26 protein-coding genes and 2 tRNA genes are annotated in these 25704 nt (G+C 68.3%); 15 read left to right on the top strand and 13 right to left on the bottom strand.

Annotated elements, in window-relative coordinates:
- Nucleotides 1-202: 202 nt before the first annotated feature.
- Both QTI17_RS08095 and QTI17_RS08090 read right to left on the bottom strand, forming a co-directional pair.
- Nucleotides 203-577 (bottom strand): VOC family protein, encoded by a 375-nt coding sequence (locus QTI17_RS08095; RefSeq protein WP_286532126.1) that lies wholly within the window; start codon nt 575-577, stop codon nt 203-205.
- Nucleotides 578-607: 30 nt separating this feature from the next.
- Nucleotides 608-684 (bottom strand) — tRNA-Arg (locus tag QTI17_RS08090).
- 144 nt (nt 685-828) lie between these two features.
- On the opposite strand from QTI17_RS08090, the gene QTI17_RS08085 reads away from it, so the two are divergent.
- Nucleotides 829-1647, top strand: a complete 819-nt coding sequence (locus QTI17_RS08085) for a class I SAM-dependent methyltransferase (RefSeq protein ID WP_286532125.1) — start codon at nt 829-831, stop codon at nt 1645-1647.
- A 67-nt stretch (nt 1648-1714) separates the two neighbouring features.
- On the top strand, nt 1715-2074 hold the full coding sequence (locus QTI17_RS08080; RefSeq protein WP_286532123.1) for an SPW repeat protein: 360 nt from the start codon (nt 1715-1717) through the stop codon (nt 2072-2074).
- Between the two features lie 73 nt (nt 2075-2147).
- Here the strand turns inward: QTI17_RS08080 and QTI17_RS08075 are convergent.
- The 4 genes from QTI17_RS08075 to QTI17_RS08060 form a co-directional block, all read right to left on the bottom strand.
- A tRNA-Pro gene (locus tag QTI17_RS08075) sits at nt 2148-2224 on the bottom strand.
- Nucleotides 2225-2275: 51 nt separating this feature from the next.
- Nucleotides 2276-2980 carry a glutathione binding-like protein gene (locus QTI17_RS08070; protein WP_286532121.1) on the bottom strand — a complete coding sequence of 235 codons (705 nt, stop codon included), beginning with the start codon at nt 2978-2980 and terminating at the stop codon, nt 2276-2278.
- 73 nt (nt 2981-3053) lie between these two features.
- Nucleotides 3054-3314: a UBP-type zinc finger domain-containing protein gene (locus QTI17_RS08065; protein ID WP_286532118.1), complete on the bottom strand. Its 261-nt coding sequence runs from the start codon at nt 3312-3314 to the stop codon at nt 3054-3056.
- A 28-nt stretch (nt 3315-3342) separates the two neighbouring features.
- Nucleotides 3343-5025 carry an FAD-dependent oxidoreductase gene (locus QTI17_RS08060; RefSeq protein WP_286532116.1) on the bottom strand — a complete coding sequence of 561 codons (1683 nt, stop codon included), beginning with the start codon at nt 5023-5025 and terminating at the stop codon, nt 3343-3345.
- Nucleotides 5026-5159: 134 nt separating this feature from the next.
- On the opposite strand from QTI17_RS08060, the gene QTI17_RS08055 reads away from it, so the two are divergent.
- The 3 genes from QTI17_RS08055 to QTI17_RS08045 all read left to right on the top strand — a co-directional run bounded on the left by QTI17_RS08055 (nt 5160) and on the right by QTI17_RS08045 (nt 8748).
- A complete protein-coding gene (locus QTI17_RS08055) occupies nt 5160-6023 on the top strand; it encodes a GNAT family N-acetyltransferase (protein WP_286532115.1) in 864 nt (287 codons plus the stop codon).
- A gap of 121 nt (nt 6024-6144) precedes the next feature.
- On the top strand, nt 6145-8283 hold the full coding sequence (ppk1, locus tag QTI17_RS08050) for a polyphosphate kinase 1 (protein ID WP_286532114.1): 2139 nt from the start codon (nt 6145-6147) through the stop codon (nt 8281-8283).
- A 3-nt stretch (nt 8284-8286) separates the two neighbouring features.
- Nucleotides 8287-8748, top strand: a complete 462-nt coding sequence (locus QTI17_RS08045) for a SixA phosphatase family protein (RefSeq protein ID WP_286532113.1) — start codon at nt 8287-8289, stop codon at nt 8746-8748.
- Between the two features lie 5 nt (nt 8749-8753).
- Here QTI17_RS08045 and QTI17_RS08040 read toward each other — a convergent pair whose 3' ends face one another.
- Nucleotides 8754-10271 carry a Ppx/GppA phosphatase family protein gene (locus tag QTI17_RS08040; protein ID WP_286532111.1) on the bottom strand — a complete coding sequence of 506 codons (1518 nt, stop codon included), beginning with the start codon at nt 10269-10271 and terminating at the stop codon, nt 8754-8756.
- 212 nt (nt 10272-10483) lie between these two features.
- On the opposite strand from QTI17_RS08040, the gene pstS reads away from it, so the two are divergent.
- The 7 genes from pstS (at nt 10484) to phoR (ending at nt 17152) form a co-directional block, all read left to right on the top strand.
- A complete protein-coding gene (gene pstS, locus QTI17_RS08035; protein WP_286532108.1) occupies nt 10484-11521 on the top strand; it encodes a phosphate ABC transporter substrate-binding protein PstS in 1038 nt (345 codons plus the stop codon).
- Between the two features lie 18 nt (nt 11522-11539).
- A complete protein-coding gene (pstC, locus tag QTI17_RS08030; RefSeq protein WP_286532106.1) occupies nt 11540-12610 on the top strand; it encodes a phosphate ABC transporter permease subunit PstC in 1071 nt (356 codons plus the stop codon).
- Nucleotides 12607-13491: a phosphate ABC transporter permease PstA gene (pstA, locus tag QTI17_RS08025; RefSeq protein ID WP_286532104.1), complete on the top strand. Its 885-nt coding sequence runs from the start codon at nt 12607-12609 to the stop codon at nt 13489-13491. Before pstC ends, pstA begins: the two co-directional genes overlap by 4 nt.
- Nucleotides 13492-13499: 8 nt before the next feature.
- The gene (gene pstB, locus QTI17_RS08020) at nt 13500-14282 is read left to right on the top strand and encodes a phosphate ABC transporter ATP-binding protein PstB (protein ID WP_286508990.1); all 783 of its coding nucleotides are present in this window, start codon (nt 13500-13502) and stop codon (nt 14280-14282) included.
- 9 nt (nt 14283-14291) lie between these two features.
- The gene (phoU, locus tag QTI17_RS08015; RefSeq protein ID WP_286528690.1) at nt 14292-14993 is read left to right on the top strand and encodes a phosphate signaling complex protein PhoU; all 702 of its coding nucleotides are present in this window, start codon (nt 14292-14294) and stop codon (nt 14991-14993) included.
- A gap of 18 nt (nt 14994-15011) precedes the next feature.
- Entirely contained in the window at nt 15012-15704 is a 693-nt protein-coding gene (gene phoB, locus QTI17_RS08010) for a phosphate regulon transcriptional regulator PhoB (RefSeq protein WP_286532102.1), read from the top strand.
- Nucleotides 15705-15817: 113 nt separating this feature from the next.
- Nucleotides 15818-17152, top strand: a complete 1335-nt coding sequence (gene phoR, locus QTI17_RS08005) for a phosphate regulon sensor histidine kinase PhoR (RefSeq protein WP_286532101.1) — start codon at nt 15818-15820, stop codon at nt 17150-17152.
- Here the strand turns inward: phoR and QTI17_RS08000 are convergent.
- The 3 genes from QTI17_RS08000 to QTI17_RS07990 all read right to left on the bottom strand — a co-directional run bounded on the left by QTI17_RS08000 (nt 17136) and on the right by QTI17_RS07990 (nt 20585).
- Nucleotides 17136-18494, bottom strand: coding sequence for an MATE family efflux transporter (locus QTI17_RS08000; protein ID WP_286532098.1), 1359 nt, complete (start codon nt 18492-18494; stop codon nt 17136-17138). The genes phoR and QTI17_RS08000 overlap by 17 nt on opposite strands.
- Complete coding sequence (locus QTI17_RS07995; RefSeq protein ID WP_286532096.1) at nt 18487-20235, bottom strand: hypothetical protein; 1749 nt, start codon at nt 20233-20235, stop codon at nt 18487-18489. Before QTI17_RS07995 ends, QTI17_RS08000 begins: the two co-directional genes overlap by 8 nt.
- An 80-nt stretch (nt 20236-20315) precedes the next feature.
- Nucleotides 20316-20585 (bottom strand): type B 50S ribosomal protein L31, encoded by a 270-nt coding sequence (locus QTI17_RS07990; RefSeq protein ID WP_158722485.1) that lies wholly within the window; start codon nt 20583-20585, stop codon nt 20316-20318.
- Nucleotides 20586-20708: 123 nt separating this feature from the next.
- Here QTI17_RS07990 and QTI17_RS07985 point away from each other — a divergent pair, with 123 nt between their 5' ends.
- Nucleotides 20709-21770 (top strand): oxidoreductase, encoded by a 1062-nt coding sequence (locus QTI17_RS07985; RefSeq protein ID WP_286532094.1) that lies wholly within the window; start codon nt 20709-20711, stop codon nt 21768-21770.
- Between the two features lie 24 nt (nt 21771-21794).
- Here QTI17_RS07985 and rho read toward each other — a convergent pair whose 3' ends face one another.
- Together rho and trxA are read right to left on the bottom strand one after the other, a co-directional pair.
- The gene (gene rho, locus QTI17_RS07980; protein ID WP_158722484.1) at nt 21795-23060 is read right to left on the bottom strand and encodes a transcription termination factor Rho; all 1266 of its coding nucleotides are present in this window, start codon (nt 23058-23060) and stop codon (nt 21795-21797) included.
- A 183-nt stretch (nt 23061-23243) separates the two neighbouring features.
- Complete coding sequence (gene trxA / locus QTI17_RS07975) at nt 23244-23576, bottom strand: thioredoxin TrxA (RefSeq protein ID WP_028253873.1); 333 nt, start codon at nt 23574-23576, stop codon at nt 23244-23246.
- A 129-nt stretch (nt 23577-23705) separates the two neighbouring features.
- On the opposite strand from trxA, the gene QTI17_RS07970 reads away from it, so the two are divergent.
- Nucleotides 23706-24944, top strand: a complete 1239-nt coding sequence (locus tag QTI17_RS07970) for a TIGR03862 family flavoprotein (RefSeq protein WP_286532092.1) — start codon at nt 23706-23708, stop codon at nt 24942-24944.
- Between the two features lie 12 nt (nt 24945-24956).
- Here the strand turns inward: QTI17_RS07970 and QTI17_RS07965 are convergent, their stop codons facing one another.
- Nucleotides 24957-25142: a hypothetical protein gene (locus QTI17_RS07965; protein ID WP_286532091.1), complete on the bottom strand. Its 186-nt coding sequence runs from the start codon at nt 25140-25142 to the stop codon at nt 24957-24959.
- A gap of 131 nt (nt 25143-25273) precedes the next feature.
- On the opposite strand from QTI17_RS07965, the gene QTI17_RS07960 reads away from it, so the two are divergent.
- A complete protein-coding gene (locus QTI17_RS07960; RefSeq protein ID WP_286532089.1) occupies nt 25274-25690 on the top strand; it encodes a hypothetical protein in 417 nt (138 codons plus the stop codon).
- Nucleotides 25691-25704 lie beyond the last annotated feature (14 nt).

Below are 25704 nucleotides of genomic sequence, written 5' to 3'. Positions count from 1 at the left end.
TCGGGTTCGAGGCACCAAGTACAAACCGACCTCTGTGCCGGACGCCGCACGCAATTACACAGCGTTTCATGGGCCGTGGGTCGCGCACCGCGCGATGGAGCAACTAGGATGCTTGCGGGACAGACCAAGAAACTGCGCAGCAGTTTTTGCTCTGTCCTCAACTGACCAGGGCTTGCGGGACAGACCAAGTCCGACAGCGCCGTCAGAGGCTCTGGATCACCGCCATGATGTTGCCTTCGCTGTCCTTGAACCACGCGGCCCTGGCGCCGCCCTGGGTCACGATGCCGCTGGCGTCCTGGCCCGGCATGCCGTAGGTCTCGAAGACCACGCCGCGCGCCTTCAGCTCGGCCACCTCGCGCTCGATGTCCGCCACCTGCCAGAAGGCCTGGCTGGCCTGCGAGGTGCCTGCGTTGGGGGTCGGATAGAGAAAGCATCCGGTGCCGCCGGCGAACGCGTAGTGCACGCCGCCCGCGATTTCGGCCGCGGGCGTGAAGCCCAGTTTCTCTTCGTAGAAGCGGCGCGCGCGAGCCATGTCGCTGGCGGGGATGTAGGCGTACAAGGGGGATTGCTGCAGCATCGATGTCTCCTGGGCGGGAATCACGTGCAATGGCGCGGCGGACAGGAATCGAACCCGTAACCCCCAGCTTAGAAGGCTGGTGCTCTATCCGGTTGAGCTACCGCCGCGCAGAGAAACTGAAAAGCCGCGACCGGGCATGCCGGGGGCAGCGGGTGCGAGACCGCGATTCTACGGTGGCCGCGGGCGTTGGCGGCGGCGAGGTGGCCGGTGATACTGGCGGGCGGCACGAACGCCACAAGGAGGAGGCCTTCATGGACACACCCGGTTCCGACGCGAAGTTCGCGGGCTCGATTCCCGAGCTCTACGACACGCACCTGGTGCCCCTGATCTTCGAACCCCATGCGCTCGACCTCGCGCGCCGGGCGGAGGCGCTGGCGCCGGGCCGCGTGCTCGAGACGGCGGCCGGGACGGGCGTCGTCACCCGCGCGCTCGCAAGGACGCTCTCGCCGCAGGTCGAGCTGGTGGCCACCGACCTGAACCCGCCGATGCTGGCGCGCGCGGCGGCCGTCGGCACCGCGCGGCCGGTGACGTGGCAGCCGGCCGATGCCATGCAGCTGCCGTTCGAGGCGGCGAGGTTCGACCTGGTGGTCTGCCAGTTCGGCGTCATGTTCTTTCCCGACAAGGCGGCCGCCTTCGCCGAGGCGCGGCGCGTGCTTCGGCCCGGTGGCGCGCTGCTGTTCAACGCCTGGGACCGCATCGAGGAGAACGAATTCGCGGACGTGATCACCGCCGCGCTCGCCGTGCTCTATCCCGACGATCCCCCACGTTTCATGGCGCGCACGCCGCACGGCTATTTCGACCGCGAACTGATCGCGCGGGACCTGGCCGCGGCGGGATTCGAAACGGCACCGTTGATCGAGACCGTGACGGCGCGCAGCCGCGGCCCCTCGGCCCAGGCGGTGGCGCTTGCCTACTGCCAGGGCACACCGCTGCGCAACGAGATCGAAGCACGCTCGGCGGATGGACTGGCGAGCGCCACCAGCGCCTGTGCACAGGCCCTGGAAGCGCGCTTCGGCAGCGGCGCGGTCGACGGGCGGATCCAGGCCCGGGTGGTCTTGGCAAGGAACTGAACCATCGAGGCGTCGTTGAAGTCGAACGAGGGTCGCCGCGATCATGCGACGACAGGAGGTTAAAGCCATGAAGCACGTCAAGCACTGGCAGGATCCGCTGAACGCGGCGCTCGGTGTCTGGTTGATTCTGTCGCCCTGGGTCGTGGGCTTCCAGGACCAGGCCACGCCATCCATGAACGCGGTGGCCGTAGGCATCTTGCTGGGCGCCACGGCGCTGGGCGCCACCTTCGTTCCCCGCGCATGGGAAGAATGGACCGAAGGCGCTCTTGGGCTCTGGATGGTCATCTCTCCGTGGGCGCTCGGCTTCGCCTCGGTGCGCGACCCCAAGATGACCGCCGTGGTCACGGGTGTCGCTGTCGTCGTCCTGGCCCTCTGGGTGCTGGCGACCGACAAGGACTACATCCACAGGGGCAAGCCGGCGCACTGACTGCCGGCGCGCGAGCCGCGAAAGGCAAAACGCCTGCAAGAACCGAAGTCCGTGCAGGCGTCTACTTTCTTGATGGTCGGGGCGAAAGGATTCGAACCTTCGACCCTCTGGTCCCAAACCAGATGCGCTACCAGGCTGCGCTACACCCCGACGAGCCTTCGATTCTAACCCGGGAATCGGGGCCAGGCCGGGCAGCGCGCCTCAATGACGCTGATACTGCGTGCTGCCGAACAGGATTTCGCGTTCCTTGTCGCCCGTGAGCGGCTGCCGCAGGTCGGCCAGCACCTTGACGCCGCGCTGCACCGCGGGCCGGGCGGCGATGCCCTCGAACCACTTCTTCAGGTGCGGGTAGTCGGCCAGCACGATGCCCTGGTTCTCCCAGCTGCGCAGCCACGGGAAGATCGCGATGTCGGCGATCGAATAGCTGTCGCCGGCGATGAACGGGTGGCTCGACAGCTGCTTGTCGATCACGCCGTAGAGCCGCTTGGCCTCGTTGCTGTAGCGCTCGATCGCATAGCCGATCTTCTCGGGCGCATAGAGACGGAAATGATGGGCCTGGCCAAGCATCGGGCCCACACCCCCCATCTGGAACATCAGCCACTGAAGCACTTCGTAGCGCTCGCGGTCGCCCGTCGGCAAAAACTTGCCGGTCTTGCCGGCCAGATAGACCAGGATCGCACCGGACTCGAAGAGCGAGATCGGCTGGCCGTCGGGTCCGAGGGGATCGGTGATGGCTGGAATCTTGTTGTTCGGGCTGATCTTCAGGAAACCGGGGTCGAACTGGTCGCCCTTGCCGATGTGGATCGGGTGCGCGCGGTAGGGGAGGCCGCACTCCTCCAGCATGATGTGGACCTTGTGGCCGTTGGGCGTGGCCCAGGAATAGACGTCGATGGGGGCTTGGGTCATTGTTGCGTCGGGATGAAAAGCCGGCCAGCATAGCCCCGGCCGGGATTTCTTGCCGGCCGCGCCCCGGGTTCGCCTACCCGACCTGGCTCCCATGCGCATAGCACCACATCCAGTCCTCGTCCGGCTCCAGCGACGCGACGACGGCATGCCCGGTGGCGTGGAAGTGCCGCGTCGCGTGCTGGTTCTTCGACGAATCGCAGCAGCCCACGTGGCCGCAGTGGACGCACAGCCGCAGGTGGACCCAGCTGTCGCCGAGCGCAAGGCATTCCTCGCAGCCGGCCGACGACGGCGGCACGATGACGTTCGGCACGTGGGAGCAGGGGTAGACGGACATCGCGGGGACTCCTTTGTCGTCGGCCGCGTCAGGCCGCCGTCGCGGCTGCGGCAGCCAGATGCTGATGGATCAGGGCGACCACAGCGGCGCCTTCGCCGATGGCGCCGCCGACCCGCTTGACCGAGCCCGAGCGCACGTCGCCGACCGCGAACACGCCCGGAACGCTCGATTCGAGTGCCGCCGCGGTCTTGGCCGGAAAGCCGCCGCGCGCCACCTGGCCCGTGAGCACGAAGCCGTGCTTGTCGAGCGCCACGCCGCAGCCCTGGAGCCAGTCGGTCTCGGGCAGGGCGCCGATGAATAGGAAGATGTTGCGCGCCGGGCAGTCTTCCTGCAGGCCGTTGCGGCGGTCGCGCCAGGTGGCGCCGTTCAGGCCGCTGGCCGGCTCGCCATGGAGCGCCACCAGCTCGGTGTGCGGGTGCAGCTCGATGTTGTCGCTGGCCTCGATGCGATCGATCAGGTAGCGCGACATGGTGGCGGCCAGCGAAGGCCCGCGCACCAGCACGTTGACCTTGGCCGCATGCTGCGACAGGAACACCGCCGCCTGGCCGGCCGAGTTGCCGCCGCCGACCAGCGCGACCTCCTGCTTGGCGCAGAGCTTGGCTTCGAGTGCCGACGCCCAGTACCAGATCCCCCGGCCCTCGAAATCGGCCAGCCGCGGTACCTCGGGCCGACGGTAGCGCGCGCCGCTCGCGATCACCAGGGTCTTCGACCTCAGCCGCCTGCCATCGGCCAGGTGGACCGAGACTTCGCCGCGCGTTTCGGCGGCGCTGCAATCGAGCGATTCGACCTGGGCCGGGATCAGCATCTCGACGCCGAACTTCTGCGCCTGCACATAGGCGCGCCCGGCCAGCGCGCCGCCCGAGATGCCGGTCGGGAAGCCGAGGTAGTTTTCGATCCGGGCACTGGCGCCGGCCTGGCCGCCGAAGGAGCGGCAGTCGACCACGATCACGCGCAGGCCTTCGGAGGCGGCGTAGACCGCGGTGGCGAGCCCGGCCGGTCCCGCGCCGACCACCAGCACGTCGAACAGGTCGTCGTGGTCGATGCTGTCGACCATGCCGAGGCAGCGGGCCAGCGCGTGCTCGGTCGGGTTGGGCATCACGCTGCCGTCGGGGCAGACGGCCAGCAGTTCGGCTTCTCCGTATTGCTCGAGCAGCGCGGCCGCGTCGGCGTCCTGGGTCACATCGACCACGTGGTACGGATAGCCGTTGCGGCCCAGGAAGTTCTGCAGCCGCAGCACGCCGGCCGATTGCGGCGGCCCGATCAGCACCGGCCCGCTGGCGCCGGACTCGATCAGCGCGACCCGGCGCAGGATCATCGCGCGCACCAGCCGCTCGCCCAGGTCGGCCTCGGCGATGATCAGCGCCCGCAACTGGTCCGGGGGCACCAACAGGGTCTCGACGTCTGCTTCGGCGTGGCCATCGACCAGGGCGGGACGCCCCGACAGCTGGGCGATCTCGGCCAGGAAATGCCCCGGGCCCTGGTGTTCGATCGGCACCACGTGGCCGAGGCCGTCGCGCTGCGTGATCGCCACCACGCCTTCGAGCACGACGAACATCCCGGGCCCGGGCTCGCCGGCCCGGAACAGGCAGTCGCCGCGCGCATAGCGCCGCACGCTGCCGAAGCGCCGGATGCGCCCGATGTCCTGCGCGCTCAGGACCGGAAACATCTGGTGGCGGCGGGTCTCGACTTCGATTCTTGCTTCGGTGGCCATCGGCTCTCCATGGAACGAAATTGCGGAATTAAACGCTGAAGCGGCCGGCAGCGCCGGCCGTCATTGAATTGCCTTCGAACGGACATGCTTGTTTCACCGCGGATGCCGAGACTGCCTTCGCAGAAAGGGTCCATATGAAAGAACTGCCCACGCCCACCTTCCCGTTCTCGCAGCTGGGTCTGCGCGGCGCCCTGTGGCCCGCGCCGGAATCGGCACGCCCTGCCGATGCAATTGCCGTGCCCCGAGCCCGGCCGGTGGCCGCCGACAGCGCCGCCGCCATCAGCGTGAGCTGGGCCCGCCACCAGGACGAGGTCCGTGCCGCCCAGCGGCTGCGCTACACGGTGTTCGCCGGCGAAATGGGTGCGCGGCTGACGACGCCGGTCGCCGGCCATGACATCGACCTGTTCGACGACTTCTGCGAGCACTTGCTGGTGCGGGACGACGCCAGCGGCCAGGTGATCGGCACCTACCGGGTGCTGACGCCGGCCCAGGCCCGGCGTGTCGGCAGCACCTACAGCGACATCGAGTTCGACCTGACCCGGCTGCGCGACCTGCGCGAGCGCATGGTCGAGCTGGGCCGCAGCTGCGTCCATGCCGAGCATCGTCAGGGCGGCGTGATCCTGGCGCTCTGGGGTGCCCTGGCGGGCTTCATGAGCCGCAACAAGCTGGACACGATGATCGGCTGCGCCAGCATCCCGATGTGGCATCACGGCGTGACCAGCGGCGATGCCGCGGCCAGCATCTGGCGTCAGCTCTCGGCCACCCACATGGCGCCGATCCAGTACCAGGTACAGCCGCGCCTGCCGCTGCCGGTGCAGCGCCTGGACGGCGCACTCGACGTCGAGCCGCCGGCGCTCATCAAGGGTTACCTGCGCCTCGGCGCCAAGGTGCTCGGCCCGCCGGCCTGGGATCCGGATTTCAACACCGCCGACCTGCCGATGCTGATGCGTATCGACGATCTGCCGGCGCGCTACAAGCGTCATTTCCAGGGCCGGTGAGCAGCGCCGGCGCCGCGGAAACTTGTCATGTGACAGTCACAAAATTGTCATGTTCGGACTCGACACTGGCAAGCTGGGACCACTTAGCATTTCTGCGGCGGTTGTTACAGAATCCTTCTTCATGTCGCCTGCCACTCTCGACACCACGCCCGCCATCGCCGAACCCGCCCTGACCCTGCTCGATCGGGACCATGCCATCCTGGCCTTCAACGAGCGCGTGCTCGACTGGGCCTACCGCGCCGAAGTGCCGTTGATCGAACGGCTGCGCTATCTGTGCATCGTTTCTTCGAATCTCGACGAATTCTTCGAGGTCCGGGCCGCGCCGCATCTGGCGGCCGGCGTCGCCGGCGAGCAGAAAGGCAACTACACGGTCGAGAGCTTCGAGCGGCTGGCCGCGGCGGCGCATTCGCTGGTGGGGCGCCAGTACGGGCTCTACAACGAAGCCCTGATCCCGGCCTTCGCGGCGCAGGGCATCCACATCATCTCGCACGGCGAGCGCAACCCGGCCCAGCGCAAATGGGTGCACGAGTACTTCGAGCGCGAGGTGCGCCCGCTGCTGATCCCGGTCGGCCTCGATCCGGCCCATCCGTTCCCGCAGGTCGCCAACAAGTCGCTCAACTTCATCGTCCGGCTCGGCGGCAAGGACGCCTTCGGCCGCGAGAACCCGATCGCCATCCTCAAGGTGCCGCGCGTGCTGCCGCGGGTGATCCGGCTGCCGGCCAAGCTGTCGGGCGGCAAGACGCTCTTCATCGCGCTGTCGAGCGTGGTGCGGGCCCACCTGTCGAGCATGTTCCCGGGCCGCGAGGTCGGCGAGTTCTCGCAGTTCCGCGTGACGCGGCATTCCGATCTCGCGGTCGACGAAGAGGACGTGCGCAACCTGCGCACCGCGCTGCGCCAGGGGCTGCAGCATCGCCACTACGGCCAGGCCGTGCGGCTGGAGGTCTCGGCCAGCTGCGCCGAGGCGCTGGCGAGCTTCCTGCTGGCACAGTTCAACCTGCCGGCGCCGGCGCTCTACCGGGTCCACGGGCCGGTGAACCTGGCGCGCCTGACCCAGCTCATCGACCTGCTCGAGGAGCCGCAGCTGCGCTTCCCGCCGTACCAGGCTTCCTATCCGATCACGCTGTCGCCGGGCCAGTCCTTCTTCGACCGGCTGCAGCGCGGCGACGTGCTGATCCACCAGCCCTTCGAGAGTTTCGGCGGCGTGCTGGCCTTCTTGCGCGAGTCGGTGCAGGACCCGCAGGTGCTGGCGATCAAGCAGACCATCTACCGTACCGGCACCGACTCCGAGCTCATGGACCTGCTGCGCGAGGCCGTTCGCCGCGGCAAGGAGGTGACCGTCGTGGTCGAGCTCAAGGCGCGCTTCGACGAAGAGGCCAACATCAACTGGGCCGAGATGCTCGAGTCGATCGGTGCCCAGGTGGTCTACGGCGTGGTCGGACTCAAGACCCACGCCAAGATGCTGCTCGTGACCCGCCGCGAGGGCAAGAAGATGCAGCGCTACGGCCATCTGTCGACCGGCAACTACAACCCGCGCACCGCTGCGCTCTACACCGACATCAGCCATCTCACGGCCGACCCGCTGCTGACCGCCGACATGGAGGCGGTGTTCGTGCACATGGCCAGCCAGAGCCGGCTGCCGAAGCTCCATCGGATGTGGCTGGCGCCTTTCGACCTGCATCGCAACCTGATCGCCCGCATCGATGCGCTCGGCGCGGCGTCCGCAGCCGGCGAAGCCACGCGCATCGTCGCCAAGATGAACGCACTGACCGACGAGGCATTGATCGCCGCGCTGGTCCGCGCGGGCCAGCAAGGCACCAGGATCGACCTCATCGTGCGCGGCGCCTGCACCTTGCCGGCACAGGTGCCGGGGCTGACCGACAACATCCGGGTGCGCTCGGTGATAGGCCGGTTCCTGGAGCATTCGCGGGTGTTCTATTTCCGCCAGGGCCAGGACGAGTCGCTCTACCTGTCGAGCGCCGACTGGATGAACCGCAACATGCTGCGGCGTATCGAACTGGCCTGGCCGGTGACCGATCCGGTGCTGCGCCAGCGGCTGATCGACGAGTGCCTGGTGGCCTACCTTCACGACGGCCGCGATGCCTGGGACCTGGGCGCCGACGGCGCCTACCATCGGGTCTACGAAGATACCCATCCGGGCGAGGAGGGCGCCTCGCGGGCCATCGAGGCCCATGGCGCCCAGACCGCGCTCATGAACCGCTACGCATCGCGCGGACGCAGTCGCGCCGCATCACGGGACTGAACCATGGACCTCATTTTCTGGCGCCACGCCGAGGCGGACGACTGGGTGGAAGGCTGCGACGACATGCAGCGCTCGCTGACCGCGCGCGGCGAGAAGCAGGCCAAGCGCATGGCCGCCTGGCTCGATCGCCAGCTGCCCGAGGGCACCCGGATCATCTGCAGCCCGGCGCGGCGCTGCGAGCAGACCGCCCTGGCGCTCGGGCGCAAGTTCAAGATGCGCACCGAGCTCGCCCCCGACACCACCCCCGATGCGCTGCTGGCGGCCGCCGGCTGGCCGAACGGCAAGTCGGTGGTGCTGCTGGTCGGCCACCAGCCTTCGCTGGGGCAGGCGATCTCGCTGCTGCTGGGGCTTCAGCAGGACAGCTGCCCGGTGCGCAAGGGGGCGGTCTGGTGGATTCGCACGCGCGAGCGCGACGGCGACGTCCAGACCGTGGTGGTGACCGTCCAGGCGCCCGAACTCTTGTAGCCGCCTCAGGAGCCCGAGAGCTCCACCCGCCACGGCGTCTTCTGCCAGGCCAGGACTTCCTCGCGCAGCAGGTGGGCGGACTGCGGGAACAGCGCCGACCAGCCGGGACGGCAGCCGACGATGAAGCGCCGCCCCTCGGGACGCTCCAGCGTCAGCCCCTGCAGGTCCGGGTCGCGGCGCGCGTGGCACAGGATCACGGCCAGCCGCAAGGCGATCAGTTGCGAGACGAAAGCCTCGTCGTCGAGTGCGCTTTCGAGCTTGCGCAGCTTGCCGCGATGCCCGAGCACCAGCTGGCTCAAGGCATGCATCTCGTTGACGGCGAAGCCGGGTGCGTCGGCGTTGTCCAGGATGTAGGCGCCGTGCTTGTGGTATTCGCTGTGGGAGATCTGGGCCCCGATCTCGTGCAGTTGCGCGGCCCAGCCGAGCTTGCGCAGCGCCCGGCCGGCCCGGCTGGTGGTGCTGCCGCCGCGCGCCGCGGGGTTCAGCTGCACATACAGGGAGGCCGCGGTCTCGCCCACTCGCTTGACCTGGGCCCGGTCGACCGGGAAGCGGGCCGCGAGCCGGGCCACGGTGGCGGTGCGCAGGTCGGCGACGACGTCGTCGCGCTCCAGCAGTTCGTACAGCACGCCATGGCGCAAGGCCCCCTGGGCGACCCGCATCTCCTCGATCTCGAGCAGGTCGAACACGGCCCGCAGCACGCTGACGCCGCCGCCGATCACCGGCTTGCGGTCTTCGCGCATGGCATCGATGCGCAGCCGATCGGCGCTGCCGGCCCGCAGCAGCCGGTCGACCAGCCAGTCGAGGCCTTCGCGGGTGACCAGGCCCGGCTCGTAGCCGGCCGCGGCCAGCACGTCGCCGACGGCACCGATGGTGCCCGAGGCGCCATACACCACGTCCCAGCGGTCGGGAAAATAGGTGCCCAGCGCGTCGTCGAGCACGGCCTTGGCCGCCACTTCCGCGGCCTGGAAGGCCGCCGGGGTGAACAGGCCCTGCGGGAAATGCTTCATCGACCAGGCGACGCTGCCGACCCGGTACGACTCCATGACTTCGGCCTCGTGCGCCTGGCCGATGATCATCTCGGTCGAGCGGCCGCCGATGTCGACCACCAGGCGGCGTTCGCGTTCGCTGGCGTCGGTGTGGGGCAGGGTGTGGGCGACGCCCTGGTAGATCAGCCGGGCCTCTTCGCGCCCCGTGATGACGTCGATGCCGAAACCGAGCACGGTGCGCGCGCGCAACAGGAATTCGTCCCGGTTGCGGGCCTCGCGCAGGGTCTGGGTGGCGACCGCACGGACCTGGGAGCGGTCGAAGCCGGCCAGGCGTTCGCCGAACCGGGCCAGGGCATCCCAGCCGCGCTGCATCGCCTCGGGCGTCAGGTTGCGCGCGTCGTCCAGGCCGTTGCCCTGGCGCACGGTCTCCTTGAGGTATTCGGTGCGGTGGATCTGGCCATGGTCGACCTGGCCGATCTCGAGCCGGTAGCTGTTCGAGCCGAGATCGACCGCGGCGAGGCGGGTTCCGTTTTTCATGATGAGGTGGAGAGGTCGGGGCCTGATCGTAGCCCGGCGGGGTTCCGAGGCTAGGCGGGCTGTGTGACGAATCTGTGACAGCGACACATGGATACGTGTCGCCAAAGGCGATTTTCCCTCTGTGGGAGGGTGTCACGACGCTGTCACACAAGCTTTCTAGAGTCGCTGCCAAGCCCTCCAAGGGGGTTCTCTTGCAGCTCAAAGGAAGCACCATGAAAACGACGTTCAAATTTGCAGCCGCCGGCCTGATCGCCGCCGCCATCGCCCATATCCCGGCCTTCGCCCAGGAGGCCACCGGCGCCGGCGCCAGCTTCCCGGCGCCGCTCTATTCCAAGTGGGCCGCCGATTTCAACAAGGCCACCGGCGCCAAGATCAACTACCAGTCGGTCGGCTCGGGCGCCGGCATCAAGCAGATCGATGCCAAGACGGTGGACTTCGGCGCTTCCGACATGCCGCTGTCCGACGACGAACTCAAGGCCAAGGGCCTGATGCAGTTCCCGACCGTCATCGGCGGCGTGATCCCGGTGGTCAACATCCAGGGCATCAAGCCGGGCGAACTCAAGCTCAGCGGCCCGGTCCTGGGCGACATCTACCTCGGCAAGATCACCAAGTGGAACGATGCCGCCATCAAGGCGCTGAACCCCTCGCTGAACCTGCCCGACGCCACGATCGCCCCGGTGCGCCGCGCCGACGGTTCGGGCACTACCTTCCTGTTCACCAACTACCTGAGCAAGGTCAACCCGGACTGGAAGGCCAAGGTCGGCGACGGCACGGCCGTGAACTGGCCCACGGGCGCCGGCGGCAAGGGCAACGAAGGCGTCGCGGCCTTCGTGAACCGGCTGCCGAACTCGATCGGCTACGTCGAATACGCCTACGTCAAGCAGAACAAGATGACCTACGCGCAGATGCAGAACGCGGCCGGCCACTTCGTCTCGCCGGACGACGACGCCTTCAAGGCGGCGGCCGCGGGCGCCGACTGGTCGAAGACCTTCTACCAGGTGCTGACCGACCAGCAGGGCAAGGATTCGTGGCCGATCACCGGCGCGACCTTCATCCTGATGCACAAGTCGCAGGAAAAGCCGGCCCAGGCCACCACCACGCTCAAGTTCTTCGACTGGGCCTACAAGAACGGCGACAAGACCGCCGGCGACCTGGACTACGTGCCGATGCCCGACAAGGTGAAGGGCGCGATCGCCACCGCCTGGGGTGACATCAAGGACGCGTCGGGCAAGCCCGTCGCGATCAAGTAAGACCACCCCCCGGCGCGCATGAGCACTCCGCTTGATCGTGCGCCGGCTTCGGAGCGACCTGTGTCATCCACATTCCCCGCCGGCGCCGGCCCGCTCGACCTCCCGGCCGAGCGCGCCCGTGCCAAAGTCACTCCGCCGCCGGCCAAGCGGCCGCGCAGCGGCCCCGCCACCGACCGCCTGTTCGGCTGGGCCGCCAAGGGCGCCGCTCTGCTGACCCTGGCGATGCTGATCGGCATCCTGCTGTCGCTGCTGTACGGCGCCTGGCCCGCGATCGCGAAGTTCGGCCTCGGCTTCCTCACCAGCAGCGTCTGGGATCCGGTGCAGGACCAGTACGGCGGCCTGGTGATGATCTACGGCACGCTGGCGACCTCGCTGATCGCGCTGCTGATCGCGGTGCCGGTGAGCTTCGGCATCGCGCTGTTCCTGACCGAAATGTCGCCGGCCTGGCTCAAGCGGCCGCTCGGCACGGCGATCGAACTGCTGGCCGCGGTGCCGTCGATCGTCTACGGCATGTGGGGCTTGCTGGTGTTCGGCCCGATCCTGTCGACCTATGTGCAGCAGCCGCTGCAGAAGCTTTTCGAGGGCGTGCCATACCTGGGCGCGCTGGTCTCGGGGCCGCCGGTCGGGATCGGCATCCTGTCGGCCGGCATCATCCTGGCGATCATGATCATCCCGTTCATCGCCTCGGTGATGCGCGACGTCTTCGAGGTCACGCCGCCGCTGCTCAAGGAGTCGGCCTACGGCCTCGGCTCCACCACCTGGGAAGTGGTCTCCAAGGTGGTGCTGCCCTATACCAAGGCCGGCGTCATCGGCGGCATCATGCTCGGCCTCGGCCGGGCGCTGGGCGAGACGATGGCGGTCACCTTCGTGATCGGCAACACCAACCAGCTCAACTCCCTGTCGGTCTTCGAGCCCGCCAACAGCATCACCTCGGTGCTGGCCAACGAGTTCGCCGAAGCCGGCGCCGGGCTGCACCAGGCTTCGCTAATGTACCTCGGCCTGGTGCTGTTCTTCATCACCTTCGTGGTGCTGTCGCTGTCCAAGCTGCTGCTGGCGCAGATGAAGAAGAGCGAGGGCACCAAATCATGACCACTGCGGAACGCCTCCTGAACGCCAAGACGCTGGAGGAGACGCGCGCGGCGCGCTTCGCCGGCCGCAAGCGGATCAACTTCGTCGCCCTGACCCTGTCGCTGGCGGCGATGGCCTTCGGCGTCTTCTGGCTGGTGTGGATCCTCTGGGAAACGCTGCGCCTGGGCGTCGGCGGCCTGGCCCTGAGCACGCTGACCGAAATGACACCGCCGCCGAACGAGGCCGGCGGCATCGCCAACGCGATCTTCGGCTCGCTGGTGATGGTGCTGATGGCGACCTTCGTCGGCACGCCGATCGGCATCATGGCCGGCATCTACCTGGCCGAGTACAACCCCAAGGGCTGGCTGTCGACCATCGTGCGCTTCGTCAACGACATCCTGCTGTCGGCGCCGTCGATCGTGATCGGCCTGTTCGTCTACGCCGTGGTGGTGGCCTACTTCAAGTCCTTCTCGGGCCTGGCCGGCGCGCTGTCGCTGGCGCTGATCGTGATCCCGGTCGTGATCCGCACCACCGAGAACATGCTGCAGCTGGTGCCGCCGGGCCTGCGCGAAGCGGCCTATGCGCTCGGCACGCCGAAGTGGAAGGTGATCCTCAGCATCACGCTGCGCGCGGCCCGCGCCGGCGTGGTGACAGGCATCCTGCTGGCCGTGGCGCGCATCGCCGGCGAGACCGCGCCGCTGCTCTTCACCGCGCTCAGCAACCAGTTCTGGACCTCCGACGTGACGCAGCCGATGGCCAGCCTTCCGGTGACCATCTTCAAGTTCGCGATGAGCCCGTACGAGAACTGGCAGCAGCTGGCCTGGGCCGGCGTGTTCCTGATCACCGTCGCGGTGCTGGCGCTCAACATCCTCGCGCGGGTCCTCACGCGCAACAAGCTCTAAGAAAAACCATGCCTACCACCACCCTCGCACAGCCGACGCGCTCGAAGATCTCGGTCAAGGACCTGAACTTCTACTACGGCAAGTTCCACGCGCTCAAGGGCATCAACCTCGAGATTCCCGAGAACAAGGTCACGGCCTTCATCGGCCCGTCGGGCTGCGGCAAGTCGACCCTGCTGCGCACCTTCAACCGCATGTTCGAGCTCTATCCCGAGCAGCGCGCCGAGGGCACCATCGCGCTCGACGGCGAGAACCTGCTGACATCCAAGCAGGACGTCGCGCTGATCCGCGCCAAGGTCGGCATGGTGTTCCAGAAGCCGACGCCGTTCCCGATGTCGATCTACGACAACATCGCCTTCGGCGTGAAGCTGTTCGAGACGCTCAGCGCGTCGGAGATGGACGACCGGGTCGAGTGGGCGCTCAAGAAGGCGGCCCTGTGGACCGAGGTGCGCGACAAGCTCCAGCAAAGCGGCTCCGGCCTCTCGGGCGGGCAGCAGCAGCGCCTGTGCATCGCCCGCGGCATCGCGATCAAGCCCGAGGTGCTGTTGCTCGATGAACCCTGCTCGGCACTCGACCCGATCTCCACGGCGAAAATCGAGGAGTTGATCGCCGAGCTCAAAAGCGAGTACACCGTGGTCATCGTGACCCACAACATGCAGCAGGCAGCGCGCTGCAGCGACTACACCGCCTACATGTACCTGGGCGACCTGATCGAGTTCGGCGCCACCGAGGAACTGTTCTTCAAGCCGAAGCGCAAGGAGACCGAGGACTACATCACAGGCCGTTTCGGCTAAGGGGACGACATGACCGAGAAGCATCTTTCCAGCCAGTTCGACAGCGAACTCAACACGGTTTCGTCGCGCGTGATGGAGCTCGGCGGCATGGTCGAGGCCCAGATCCACCAGGCGGTCTACGCGCTGCAGGAATTCGACGCCGAGGCGGCCGAGCGGGTCGCCGAGACCGAGCACCGCGTGAACGCGATGGAGATCGAGATCGACCGCGAGCTGTCGTCGATCATCGCCCGCCGCCAGCCGACCGCGCGCGACCTGCGCCTGCTGATCGCGATCTCCAAGACCACCGCCAACCTCGAGCGCGTGGGCGACGAAGCCAACAAGATCGCCCGCATGGTGAAGTCGATCATCGAGAGCGGATCGGCCCGGGCGCTGCCCTCGACCGAGCTGCGCATCGCCGCCGACCTGGCCTCCGGCCTGCTGCGCAAGGCGCTCGACGCCTTCGCGCGCCTGGACACCGCGGCGGCGCTGTCGATCCTCAAGGACGACGACCTGATCGACAAGGAGTTCGACGGCTTCGTGCGCAAGCTGGTCACCTACATGATGGAAGACCCGCGCAAGATCTCCGCCAGCCTCGACCTGCTGTTCCTGGCCAAGGCGATCGAGCGCATCGGCGACCACGCCAAGAACATCGCCGAGTTCATCATCTACATCGTCAAGGGCGCCGATGTGCGGCACACTTCGATGGAAGCCATCGAGTCGGCATTGCAGTGACCGGCAGACATTGAATTCATGAAGAAACCAAGGATCCTGATCGTTGAAGACGAGTCGTCGATCGCCGAGCTGATCGCGGTCAACCTGCGCCACAACGGCTTCGAGCCGATCTGGGCCGAGGACGGCGCGGCGGCGCAACGCGAGATCGACGCCTTCCTGCCCGACCTGGTGCTGCTCGACTGGATGCTGCCGGGCCAGAGCGGCCTGCAGCTGGCGCGCCAGTGGCGCAAGGACCCGCGCACCAAGACCATTCCGATCCTGATGCTGACCGCGCGCGGAGACGAGCCCGACAAGGTGGCGGGGCTCGATGCCGGCGCCGACGACTACATCACCAAGCCGTTCTCGACCCAGGAAATGCTGGCGCGGATCCGCGCCGTGCTGCGCCGGCGGGCGCCCGAGGCGGTGGCCGAGCGGGTCGAGATCGGCGAGCTGGTGCTCGACACCGCCACCCACCGCGTCACCTGGCAGGGGGCGCCGCTGAAGGTCGGGCCGACCGAGTTCAAGCTGCTGGGCTTCCTGATGCAGCACGCCGAGCGCGTCCACAGCCGGGCCCAGCTGCTCGACAAGGTGTGGGGCGACCACGTCTACATCGAGGAGCGCACGGTCGACGTGCATGTCAAGCGCCTGCGCGAGTCGCTCGGTGCGGCCGCGCCGATGGTCGAGACCGTGCGCGGCGCCGGCTACCGGCTCACCGCCCAGGCGACAGTCTGAGACCTTGCGGGACAGACCAAGAAACTGCAAAGCAGTTTTTGCTCTGTCCTCAACCGATTAGCTTTCCTGCAAGAGGCCCTGCCGGTTCCGGCCGGGCGGGATAATTGCCCGGCATGCCGTTTCGTATCGCTACCTTCCTCACGGCGTCCGCGCTTGGCGGTGCCCTGGCCACGGCCTTGCTGAACTGGCACCACGCCTGGCTCGGCGCCTGGCTGGGCGCGGTGCTGTGGCTGGTGCTCGACGCCTGGCGCGCCCAGCGGCTGCTGAACGTGCTGCGCCGCGATGCGGCCGGGCTGCCTTCGCGCGGCGCGGGCGTCTGGGGCGAACTGTCCGAGCGCATCCGCAAGCTTCTGCGCGAGCGCGAACAGCAGACCCGCCAGGCTGAAGACCGGCTGCAGGAATTCCTGGCCGCCATCCAGGCCTCGCCGAACGGTGTCGTGCTGCTCGACGAGCAGGGCCGCATCGAATGGTGCAACCAGACGGCCGCCGGCCAGTTCGGCATCGATGCCGAACGCGACCTGCTGCAGCACATGGCGAACCTGGTGCGCGACCCGGCGTTCGTCGCCTACCTGGCGTCCTGGAACTACAGCCGCGACGTCGTGATCGATGCCCAGGGGCCGCAGCAGCGCAGCCATCCGGCCCGCCTGTCGGTGCAAGTGCACCCCTATGCCGGCAACCGCCGCATGCTGCTGACGCGTGACATCACCTCGCTCGAGCAGGCCGAGGCGATGCGGCGCGACTTCGTCGCCAACGTCTCGCACGAGATCCGCACCCCGCTCACGGTGCTGGCCGGTTTCGTCGAAACGCTGCAGAACCTGCCGCTCGACGCCGAGGAGCGGGCCCGCTACCTGGGCCTGATGTCGCAGCAGTCGCACCGCATGGAGACGCTGGTCAACGACCTGCTGACCCTGTCGCGGCTGGAGGGCAGCGCGGCCCCGCCGGCGACCCGCTGGACCCGCATGCGGGCCTTGATGGCGCAGTGCGAGGACGAGGGCCGGGGTTTGTCGAGCCGGCTGAGCTCGCACGGGCATCGCCTGTCGTTCTCGATGGAAGCCGACTCCGAGATCGCCGGCGCGCCGACCGAGCTGCAGAGCGCCATGTCCAACCTGCTGAGCAACGCGATCCGCTACACGCCCGGCGGTGGCGAGGTCGCCGTCAGCTGGCGCCTGCTGCCCGACGGCCGTGGCGAGTACGCGGTGCGCGACAGCGGTCCGGGCATCGCGGCCGAGCACCTGCCGCGGCTGACCGAGCGCTTCTACCGCATCGACCGCAGCCGCTCGCGCGAGACCGGCGGCACCGGCCTCGGGCTGGCGATCGTCAAGCACATCGCCCAGCGCCACGGCGCCGAGCTGCGCATCGAGAGCACGCTTGGCAAGGGCTCGCGCTTCGCGCTGGTGTTTCCGCCGGCCCGGCTGCGGCAGGCGACGCCCCTCAGCGCCGTCGCCTGAGCGTCGCCAGCAGCAGTGCGACGAACAGGCCGGCCGTGAGCGCCAGGGCCGCCGCGCCCATGAGCCAGAAGGCGAGCGGTGACGCCATCGCGACCCAGGGGCCGATGTCGCGGTAGGCCAGCAGGTAGCCGCCGCCCAGTCCCATGCCCCACAGCAGCGCGCAGTACAGCGCGAGCGGCATCACCGTGACGTGGTAGCAGCGCAGGACGAAGACGCACAGCGTCTGCAGCGCGTCCGCGAAGTGATAGAGCGCGGTGGCCAGCAGCAGCGTGGCGCCGAGCGCGATCACCGCCGGGTTGGCCGAATAGACGGCGGCCAGCTGCCAGCGCAGCGCCGCCATCGCGCCCGCGAACAGCAAGGCGAAGAGCACGGTCAGCTCGAAGCCGCGGGCGCAGGCGCGCCGCGCGAGCGCGGCGTCGCCGGCGCCGAGCCAGTAGCTGACGCGCGCACTGGTCGCGATCGAGAGCGACAGCGGCACCATGTAGGCGACCGCCGTGAGGTTGGCGGCGATCTGGTGGGCCGCCGAGGCCGCGGTGCCCAGCCGGGCGATGAACAGCGCCATCAGCGTGAACGACGTCACTTCGACCAGCACCGAGAGCCCGGCCGGCACGCCCAGCCGGGCGAACTGGCGCAGCTGGCGCCAGTCGGGCGGCTCGATGCGCTGCCAGAAGCGGTAGCCGGTGTAGAAGGGATCGCTGCGCAGGAGCCAGACGGCGGCGCCGAGCATCGCGTAGTTGACCACCAGCGTGGCCCAGCCGCAGCCCACCAATCCCAGCGCCGGCAGCCCGGCGCCGCCGAAGGCGAACCAGATCGACAGCGGCAGCTTCAGGCCCAGCGACGCCAGCTGCAGCCAGGTCACGAGCTGGGGCTTGCCCAGGCTCTGGCTGAGGGTGCTGAAGACGCGGAACAGCAGCGCCGGCGCCAGCGCGAAGGCCAGCACCTGGAGGTAGGCCTCTACGTCATCTCGCATGGCCGCCGGCACCTGGGTCCAGCGCAGCAGCGGTGCGGGAAAGAGCAGCAGCCCCATGCCGAGCGCGATCGCGGCGGCGCAGAGGTAGAGCGACTGGCGCACCGAGCGGCCGACATCGGCGGTGCGCCGGCCGCCGTGCAATTCGGCCCAGATCGGCAGCAGGGCCTGCAGCCCGCCCATCAACGAGACGTAGACGCTGATGAAGATCGCCGAGCCGACCGACAGGGCGGCCAGTGCGCCTTCGGCATAGCGGCCGGCCACGATCGTGTCGGTGACCCCGAAGGCCATCACCGCGAGCTGGCCGACCAGCACCGTCGCTGCGTGGCGTGCAATCAGGCCTCGATCCCGGCTGGCGCCCGGCTTGCTAGCCACCGCCACCGGCCGGCGTGATGCGTTGGTAGAGCAGCAGGTCGTCGCTCGGGCTGGTCGGGCGGCGCAGGGTGCCGATCAGGCGCCAGCCGTCGAGGCTCACGATGTCATGCAGGCGGGCGATCGCCGCCGGGCTCACCAGCAGCCAGGGGCAGGGCGCCTCGGTGGCGAGCGACCTCAGCTTGAAATTGCCGTGGTAGCGCAGCGCGGCGATGTGCGGCCGGCTGAGCGCGAGTTCGGAAATGCACTCGGTCTGGCCGACTTTTTCGGAAATCGCGTGGACCTGGGGGATGTAGCTGCGCGCGTAGTCGAGCAGCGGCAGCCACAGCGTCATCAGCAGCATCCAGCACAGCGCGGCGCCGCCGGCCGGCAGCACCAGGGTCTTCCAGAGCGCGGCGCGATGGCGGCCGGTGCGCCAGCGCACCAGCCAGGCCCAGGCCAGCGTCGCGACCAGCGCGAAGACGAAGGCCACGGCCGAGAAATGCGGCACGAAGCCGGGCGCCAGCTTGGCGACGTTGGCGGCCGGCTTGGCCGGCACCCCGGTCTGCATCGCCACCCACATCACCCAGATGATGATCGCCGAGCCGGTGAAGAACAGCAGCGTGAACCAGTCGATCAGCGCCGCCACGCTGCGCCGCAGGGTCGGCAGCGCGAACGCCGCCAGCGTGGCGAGGGCCGGCAGCCCGAGCAGCAGCGAGCGCTCGGAGAAATCGGTGGTCCAGGTCGCCAGCAGCGGCACCAGGGCGAACCACAGCGGCAGCGCCACGTGGCGCGCGAGCAGCTGCCGGCGCCAGCGCCAGAGGGTCCACACCGCCAGCGGCCAGGTCGGCCAGGTGAACCACAGCAGAAGCTTGGCCTGGTCGCGCAAGTCGGCGATCAGGCGCACGTTCGGGTCGCTGCCGGGCAGGTCGATCTTCCATTGGAAGAGGCCGAGCCCGGCGCCGAGCGCGGTGGCCAGCAGCGTCGTGCCGAGCACGGCGGCGATGGCACCGCGGCTGTAGGTCGGCTCGGATTCGGAATCTTCTTCACCGTCGCTGCTGCGGCGTCGCTCGGCGACCAGCACCCCGACGCAGCCCAGGCCCAGCGCCAGGCCGACCGTCGGTCCGCCGGACAGCACCAGGCCGAGGCTGCCGACCAGCAAGGCGACGAAGGCGCCGATGCGGTGATAGGGCAGCGCCGCGACACCGTAGAAAAGGTGCGCGGCGAAGAACAGCTGGGCCAGCGCCGGCGTGGTTTCATGGCCCAGCTGCGCCAGGCCCAGCGAGGCGATCAGCGCCAGCAGGGCGCCGTCGGCGATGGCCCGCGCATAGTCGGTGGGCCGGGCCTCGCCGCCGAAGGCGAAGGCCACCGGCTGCGCCCGCCGCGTGCGCGCCAGGTAGTAGGCGGCATACCAGGTGGCGGCAAAGGCACCGGCCAGCAGCAGGGCGAAGGCGATCCGCACTGCGAGGTCGGGATTGATCCAGGCCGGTGCGATCTTGATGGCCCAGGCGCCGATCCAGTAGGGCAGCAGCGCCGGCGTCTCGGGACTCAGGCTCAGCAGCATCGGATCGAACCAGCGGGCCAGGCCGCCGCCGCCCTGCGCGAGCTCGGCCATGAAGCCGAAGGCCGCGATGTCGGCGCTCTTCCAGGGCCCCCGGCCCAGCAGCCCCGGCATCAGGTAGGCCGCGCACAGAAGCAGCAGCGCGATCCGCGGCAGGCGGCGCACGGCGCTTTGGGCAACGATCGCGGGCGTCGGCTGGTTCAAGGGTCGGGAGTTCGAGGGAGGCAGATGTGAAAAAGGGCAGCGCGGTAAACCGGGCTGCCCTCGACGCGGAAGCGCCTTCCTTACTTGGAGGCGGCGCCGGTCGTCTTGCCGAAGCGGTTGCGGAACTTCTCGACGCGGCCACCCATGTTGTCGACCGACTTTTGCGTGCCGGTGTAGAAGGGGTGCGACTCGCTCGAGGTGTCGAGCTTGAAGAGAGGCAGTTCGCGACCGTCGTCGGTCTTGCCCATTTCCTTGGTGTTCGCGCACGAACGGGTCACGAACTTGAAGCCGTTCGAGAGGTCAACGAACAGAACTTCGCGGTAGTTGGGGTGAATGCCTTCTTTAGCCATGATTCAAATCCTTTGGGTCGATGCGAGAGCCACTTGCCGGGCAGGACGCCAACGAGAGCACTTTTCGCTAAGCCCGCAATTATCGCATACTGCCCTGTTTCAGCGCCAGAGGCCCGTTTCAACATGCCATCTCCCACCCTGAAGGCCGGCTTGGTCGGCTACGGATTCGCCGGCCAGACCTTTCATGCGCCCGTGCTGTCGGCGGTTCCGGGGCTCGAGCTCGGTGCCGTGGCCAGCTCCCAGCCGAACAAGGTGCATGCCGACTGGCCGCGTGTCGACGTGGTCCCGGATGTCGGTGCGCTGTTGCGTCGAAACGACATCGACCTGGTGGTGGTGGCCGCCCCCAACGCCCAGCATCATCCGGTCGCGCGGGCGGCGCTGGAGGCCGGCAAGCACGTCGTGGTCGACAAGCCTTTCACCCTCGATGCGGCCCAGGCGCGCGATCTCGCGGCGCTGGCAAAGCGCCAGGGGCGGCTGCTGTCGGTCTACCAGAACCGGCGTTTCGACTCGGACTTCCTGAGCCTGCGCGACCTGCTCGCGCGCCGCGAGCTCGGTCGTCCGGTGTTCTTCGAATCGCACTTCGATCGCTTCCGGCCGCAGGTGCGCGAGCGCTGGCGCGAACAGCCGGTGCCCGGCGCCGGCCTGTGGGTCGATCTGGGCGCCCACCTGGTCGACCAGGCGGTGCAGCTTTTCGGCCGGCCCGACACGCTGCAGCTGGACACCGCCGCGCTGCGCGAGCGCGCGCTGGTCGAAGACTATTTCCATGCCGTGCTGCGCTACGAGAGCGGCGAGCACGCGCCCTTGCGGGTGGTGCTGCACGCGACCACGCTGGCGGCGTTCCCGGCGCCGCGCTACATCGTGCACGGCACCCGGGGCAGCTACCTGAAGCGCGGCGTCGATCCGCAGGAAGACGCGCTGCGCGCCGGCGGCCGGCCCGGCGATGCCCAATGGGGCGCCGACCCGGTCGACGGCGAACTCACGCTGGTGGGGCTGGATGGCAGCGCACGCACGCAGAAGCTGCCCACGCAGGCCGGAAACTACGTGAGCTACTACGCGGCGGTGCGCGATGCGATCCTGGGGAAGGGCCCGAATCCGGTGACGCCGGAGCAGGCGGTCGAGCTGATGGAACTGCTTGACCTGGGTCGCCAGAGCGCGGCGGAAGGCCGGGCCCTGGCGGCGCGCTGACAGGGCGTCAGCGCGAGGAGGCGATCAGCCTCCGCGACGCATCATGTCGAAGAACTCGACATTGGTTTTCGTCGCCTTCATGTTCTTGAGCATCAGCTCCATCGACTCGATCTCGTCCATGTTGTACATGAGCTGGCGCAGGATGCGGGTCTTCTGCAGGATCTCGGGCGCGAGCAGCAGCTCTTCGCGGCGGGTGCCGCTGCGGTTGAGCTGGATCGAGGGGAACACGCGCTTTTCGTAGAGGCGGCGGTCGAGGTGGATTTCGGAGTTGCCGGTGCCCTTGAACTCTTCGAAGATCACTTCGTCCATGCGGCTGCCGGTGTCGATCAGGGCGGTGCCGATGATCGTCAGCGAGCCGCCTTCTTCCACGTTGCGCGCCGCGCCGAGGAAGCGCTTGGGGCGCTGCAGCGCATTGGAGTCGACACCGCCGGTGAGCACCTTGCCCGACGACGGCACGACGTTGTTGTAGGCGCGGGCCAGGCGGGTGATCGAGTCGAGCAGGATCACGACGTCCTTCTTGAGCTCGACCAGGCGCTTGGCGCGCTCGATCACCATTTCGGCGACGTGCACGTGGCGCGCGGCGGGCTCGTCGAAGGTCGAGGCGATGACCTCGCCCTTCACGGTGCGCTGCATCTCGGTCACTTCTTCGGGCCGCTCGTCCACCAGCAGCACCATCATGTGCACTTCGGGGTAGTTGGCGCTGATCGCGTGCGCGATGTGCTGCATCATCACGGTCTTGCCGCTCTTGGGCGGTGCCACCAGCAGGGCCCGCTGGCCCTTGCCGATGGGGGCGATGATGTCGATGATCCGGCCGGTGATGTTCTCTTCGCCCTTGAAGCCGTCGCGCTCGAGCTTCATCTGCTCCTTCGGGAACAGCGGCGTCAGGTTCTCGAACATGACCTTGTGCTTGTTGTTCTCGGGCAGGCCGTCGTTGACCTTGTCGAGCTTGGTCAGCGCGAAGTAGCGCTCGCCGTCCTTGGGCGTGCGCACTTCGCCTTCGATCATGTCGCCGGTGTGCAGGTTGAAGCGCCGCACCTGGCTCGGCGAGATGTAGATGTCGTCGGTGCTGGCGGTGAAGCTGGTGTCGGGGCTGCGCAGGAAGCCGAAGCCGTCGGGCAGGATCTCGAGCACGCCGTCGGCAAACACCTGTTCGCCGGCCTTCGCGCGCTTCTTGATGATCGCGAACATGAGCTCCTGCTTGCGCATGCGGCCGACGTTTTCGATCTCAAGGGCTTCGGCCTGCTTGAGGACTTCGGACACGTGGAGTGCCTTGAGTTCGTTTAAGTGCATGGAATGACCCCGTGCGGGGAAATCAGTCTGAAACCAGGAGGGGGAGGTTTGAGGAGAGGCGAGAAATGCCTCACAAACCGGGGAACTCGAACCGGGTCCCTGGAAGGGCCGGTGATCTGCGGGAGATTATGACAGGAAAATCGGCGGCTGCCGGCGCATTGCGCGCAGGCAGCCGGACAAGGCTCAGGCGAGCTGCTGGTCGATGAAGGCCGTGAGTTGCGCCTTGCTCATCGCGCCGACCTTGGTGGCGGCGAGTTGGCCGTCCTTGAACAGCATCAGGGTGGGGATGCCGCGGATGCCGAACTTGGCAGGGATGTCGCGGTTCTCGTCGACATTCATCTTGGCGATCTGCAGCTTGCCTTCGTAGGTGTTGGACACCTCGTCGAGGATGGGCGCGATCATCTTGCACGGGCCGCACCATTCGGCCCAGTAGTCGACCAGCACGGGCTTGCCGGACTTGAGCACGTCGGCTTCGAAGGAGGAGTCGGAGATGTGTTTGATGAGGTCGCTGGCCATGGGGTTGTGTCCTTCTGCGCGGAGAGTTTCGGTGTCGCCAAAGTGCAGGTCATTGTGACAGAAACCAAGTGGCGGCGTGGTCGGCCCCCAGGCTATGGCGGCGATAGGCAAAGCGGTGACACTCGACGCATGAACCAAGTAAAGAAAGTCGCGGTGGTCGGTGGCGGCCCCGCCGGATTGATGGCCGCCGAAACGCTGGCTGCCGAAGGCGTCGAAGTGCATCTCTACGACGCCATGCCCTCGGTCGGGCGCAAGTTCCTGCTGGCGGGACGTGGCGGCTTGAACCTCACGCATTCCGAACCCTTCGAACGCTTCGCCGGCCGCTTCGGCGAGCGCAGCGAGCAACTGGCGCCGCTGCTGCGCGCCTTCGGTCCCGACCAAGTGAAGGCCTGGGCGCAGGGCCTGGGCATCGAGACCTTCGTCGGCACCTCGGGGCGCGTGTTCCCGAAGGACATGAAGGCCGCGCCGCTGCTGCGTGCCTGGCTGCATCGGCTGCGGCAGGCCGGCGTGCGCTTTCACATGCGCCATCGCTGGCTCGGCTGGGACGACGCGCAGGCCGTGGCCACCACGCTGCGCTTCGCCGCGCCGGACGGCGAAGCCGCGGCCTCCCATGACGCCGTCGTGCTGGCGCTCGGCGGCGCCAGCTGGTCGCGGCTGGGGTCCGATGGCGCCTGGGTGCCGTGGGTGGCCGGGCGCGGCGTCGGGGTGGCGCCCCTGCTGCCGGCCAATTGCGGCTTCGACCTCGGCTGGACGCCGCACTTCGCCGAGCGTTTCGCCGGCATGCCCTTCAAGTCCGTGGCGATCGCGTTCAGCGATTCGCACGGTCGCAGCTTTGCGCGCAAGGGGGAGTTCGTCGCCACCGCCACCGGCATCGAGGGCAGCCTGGTCTATGCGGCGTCGGCCTTGCTGCGCGACGAGATCGCCGAGCGCGGCAGCGCCACGCTGATGCTCGACCTGCTGCCCGATCGCAGCGCCGAGCAGGTGCGCGCCGCGGTGCTGCACCCACGCGGCGCACGGTCGCTGGCCAGTCACTTGAAGAGCCGGCTCGGCATCGAGGGCATCAAGGCCGGTGTGCTGCACGAGGTGCTCAACCGCGACGAGATGCATGCGCCGGACAAGCTGGCCGAGACCCTCAAGGCGGTGCCGCTCCGGCTGAAGGCCGCGCGACCCATCGACGAGGCGATCAGCACCGCCGGCGGCGTGCGTTTCGATGCGCTCGACGACCAGTTGATGGGGGTCGCGCTGCCGGGAGTTTTCTTTGCCGGCGAGATGCTCGACTGGGAGGCGCCGACCGGCGGCTACCTGCTGACCGCATCGATGGCCAGCGGTGCAGCGGCCGCGCGCGGCGTGCTGGCACGCTTGAAGTAGCGTCCGTTGGCCTCAGGCCGGGCCCAGCCAGTGGCGGGCGGTGGTGGCGATGACCTGTGCCGCCCGGGCCTTGATCTGCGGCGCTGCGGGCAGCTCGCAGGCCACCGGAAACGGCCAGGACCTGCGCCTCGCAACGCGGGGTCGAGGCTCGAACGGCAGCACCCTGCCGGCGTTCGACGAGGGCGTGGGGTGGGGCATGGTCTCGCCTTGCGTGGTGGTGGTGGGCGGTTCATTCTACAGAAGTAACTGTATAAAAACACAGGATCTTCAAACTCGACCAATACCTTCGACTTAAGGCAGTCCTCAGCAACCTCGTCGATGCTAGGGTCATGAGCCCGAACACCACACACACCGCCGCGGACCTGCTTGCCAGGGGTGGCCGCGCGGACGCACAAGCTTCAGCCCTGAGCCCCGAGACATTGACCGCCTGCCGACGCGCTGCGCGCGCGCTGACGGCCCATCTGCGCGCCTGCGGCGAGCAGGCGCTGAGCTATCCGCAGGTCAACCTGGTTCGGGCCCTGTATCTGGCCGAGACGGCCACCGGCCGCCCGCTGCGCAGCGCCAACCAGACCATGGGCATGGTGGCGCAGTTCTTCACGCCGACGCAGATGGACTTCGCCGTCGAGTTGCTGACCGAGGCTTTCGATGGGGAGGAGGGCGAAGCCTGGGCCATCCTCTCGGAGCTCGAGCGCATCGCCGATGAAGCGGTGCCGGGTCGCCCGGACGCGAGCCGGCATCCCGACTGAGCGTGGAGGCGCCG

It is taken from the genome of Variovorax sp. J31P179 (assembly GCF_030316985.1).
GTDB lineage: Bacteria > Pseudomonadota > Gammaproteobacteria > Burkholderiales > Burkholderiaceae_C > Variovorax > Variovorax ginsengisoli_B.
Note: the sequence above shows the minus strand (reverse complement) of the source record. Positions and strands in the feature narration are given on the sequence as shown.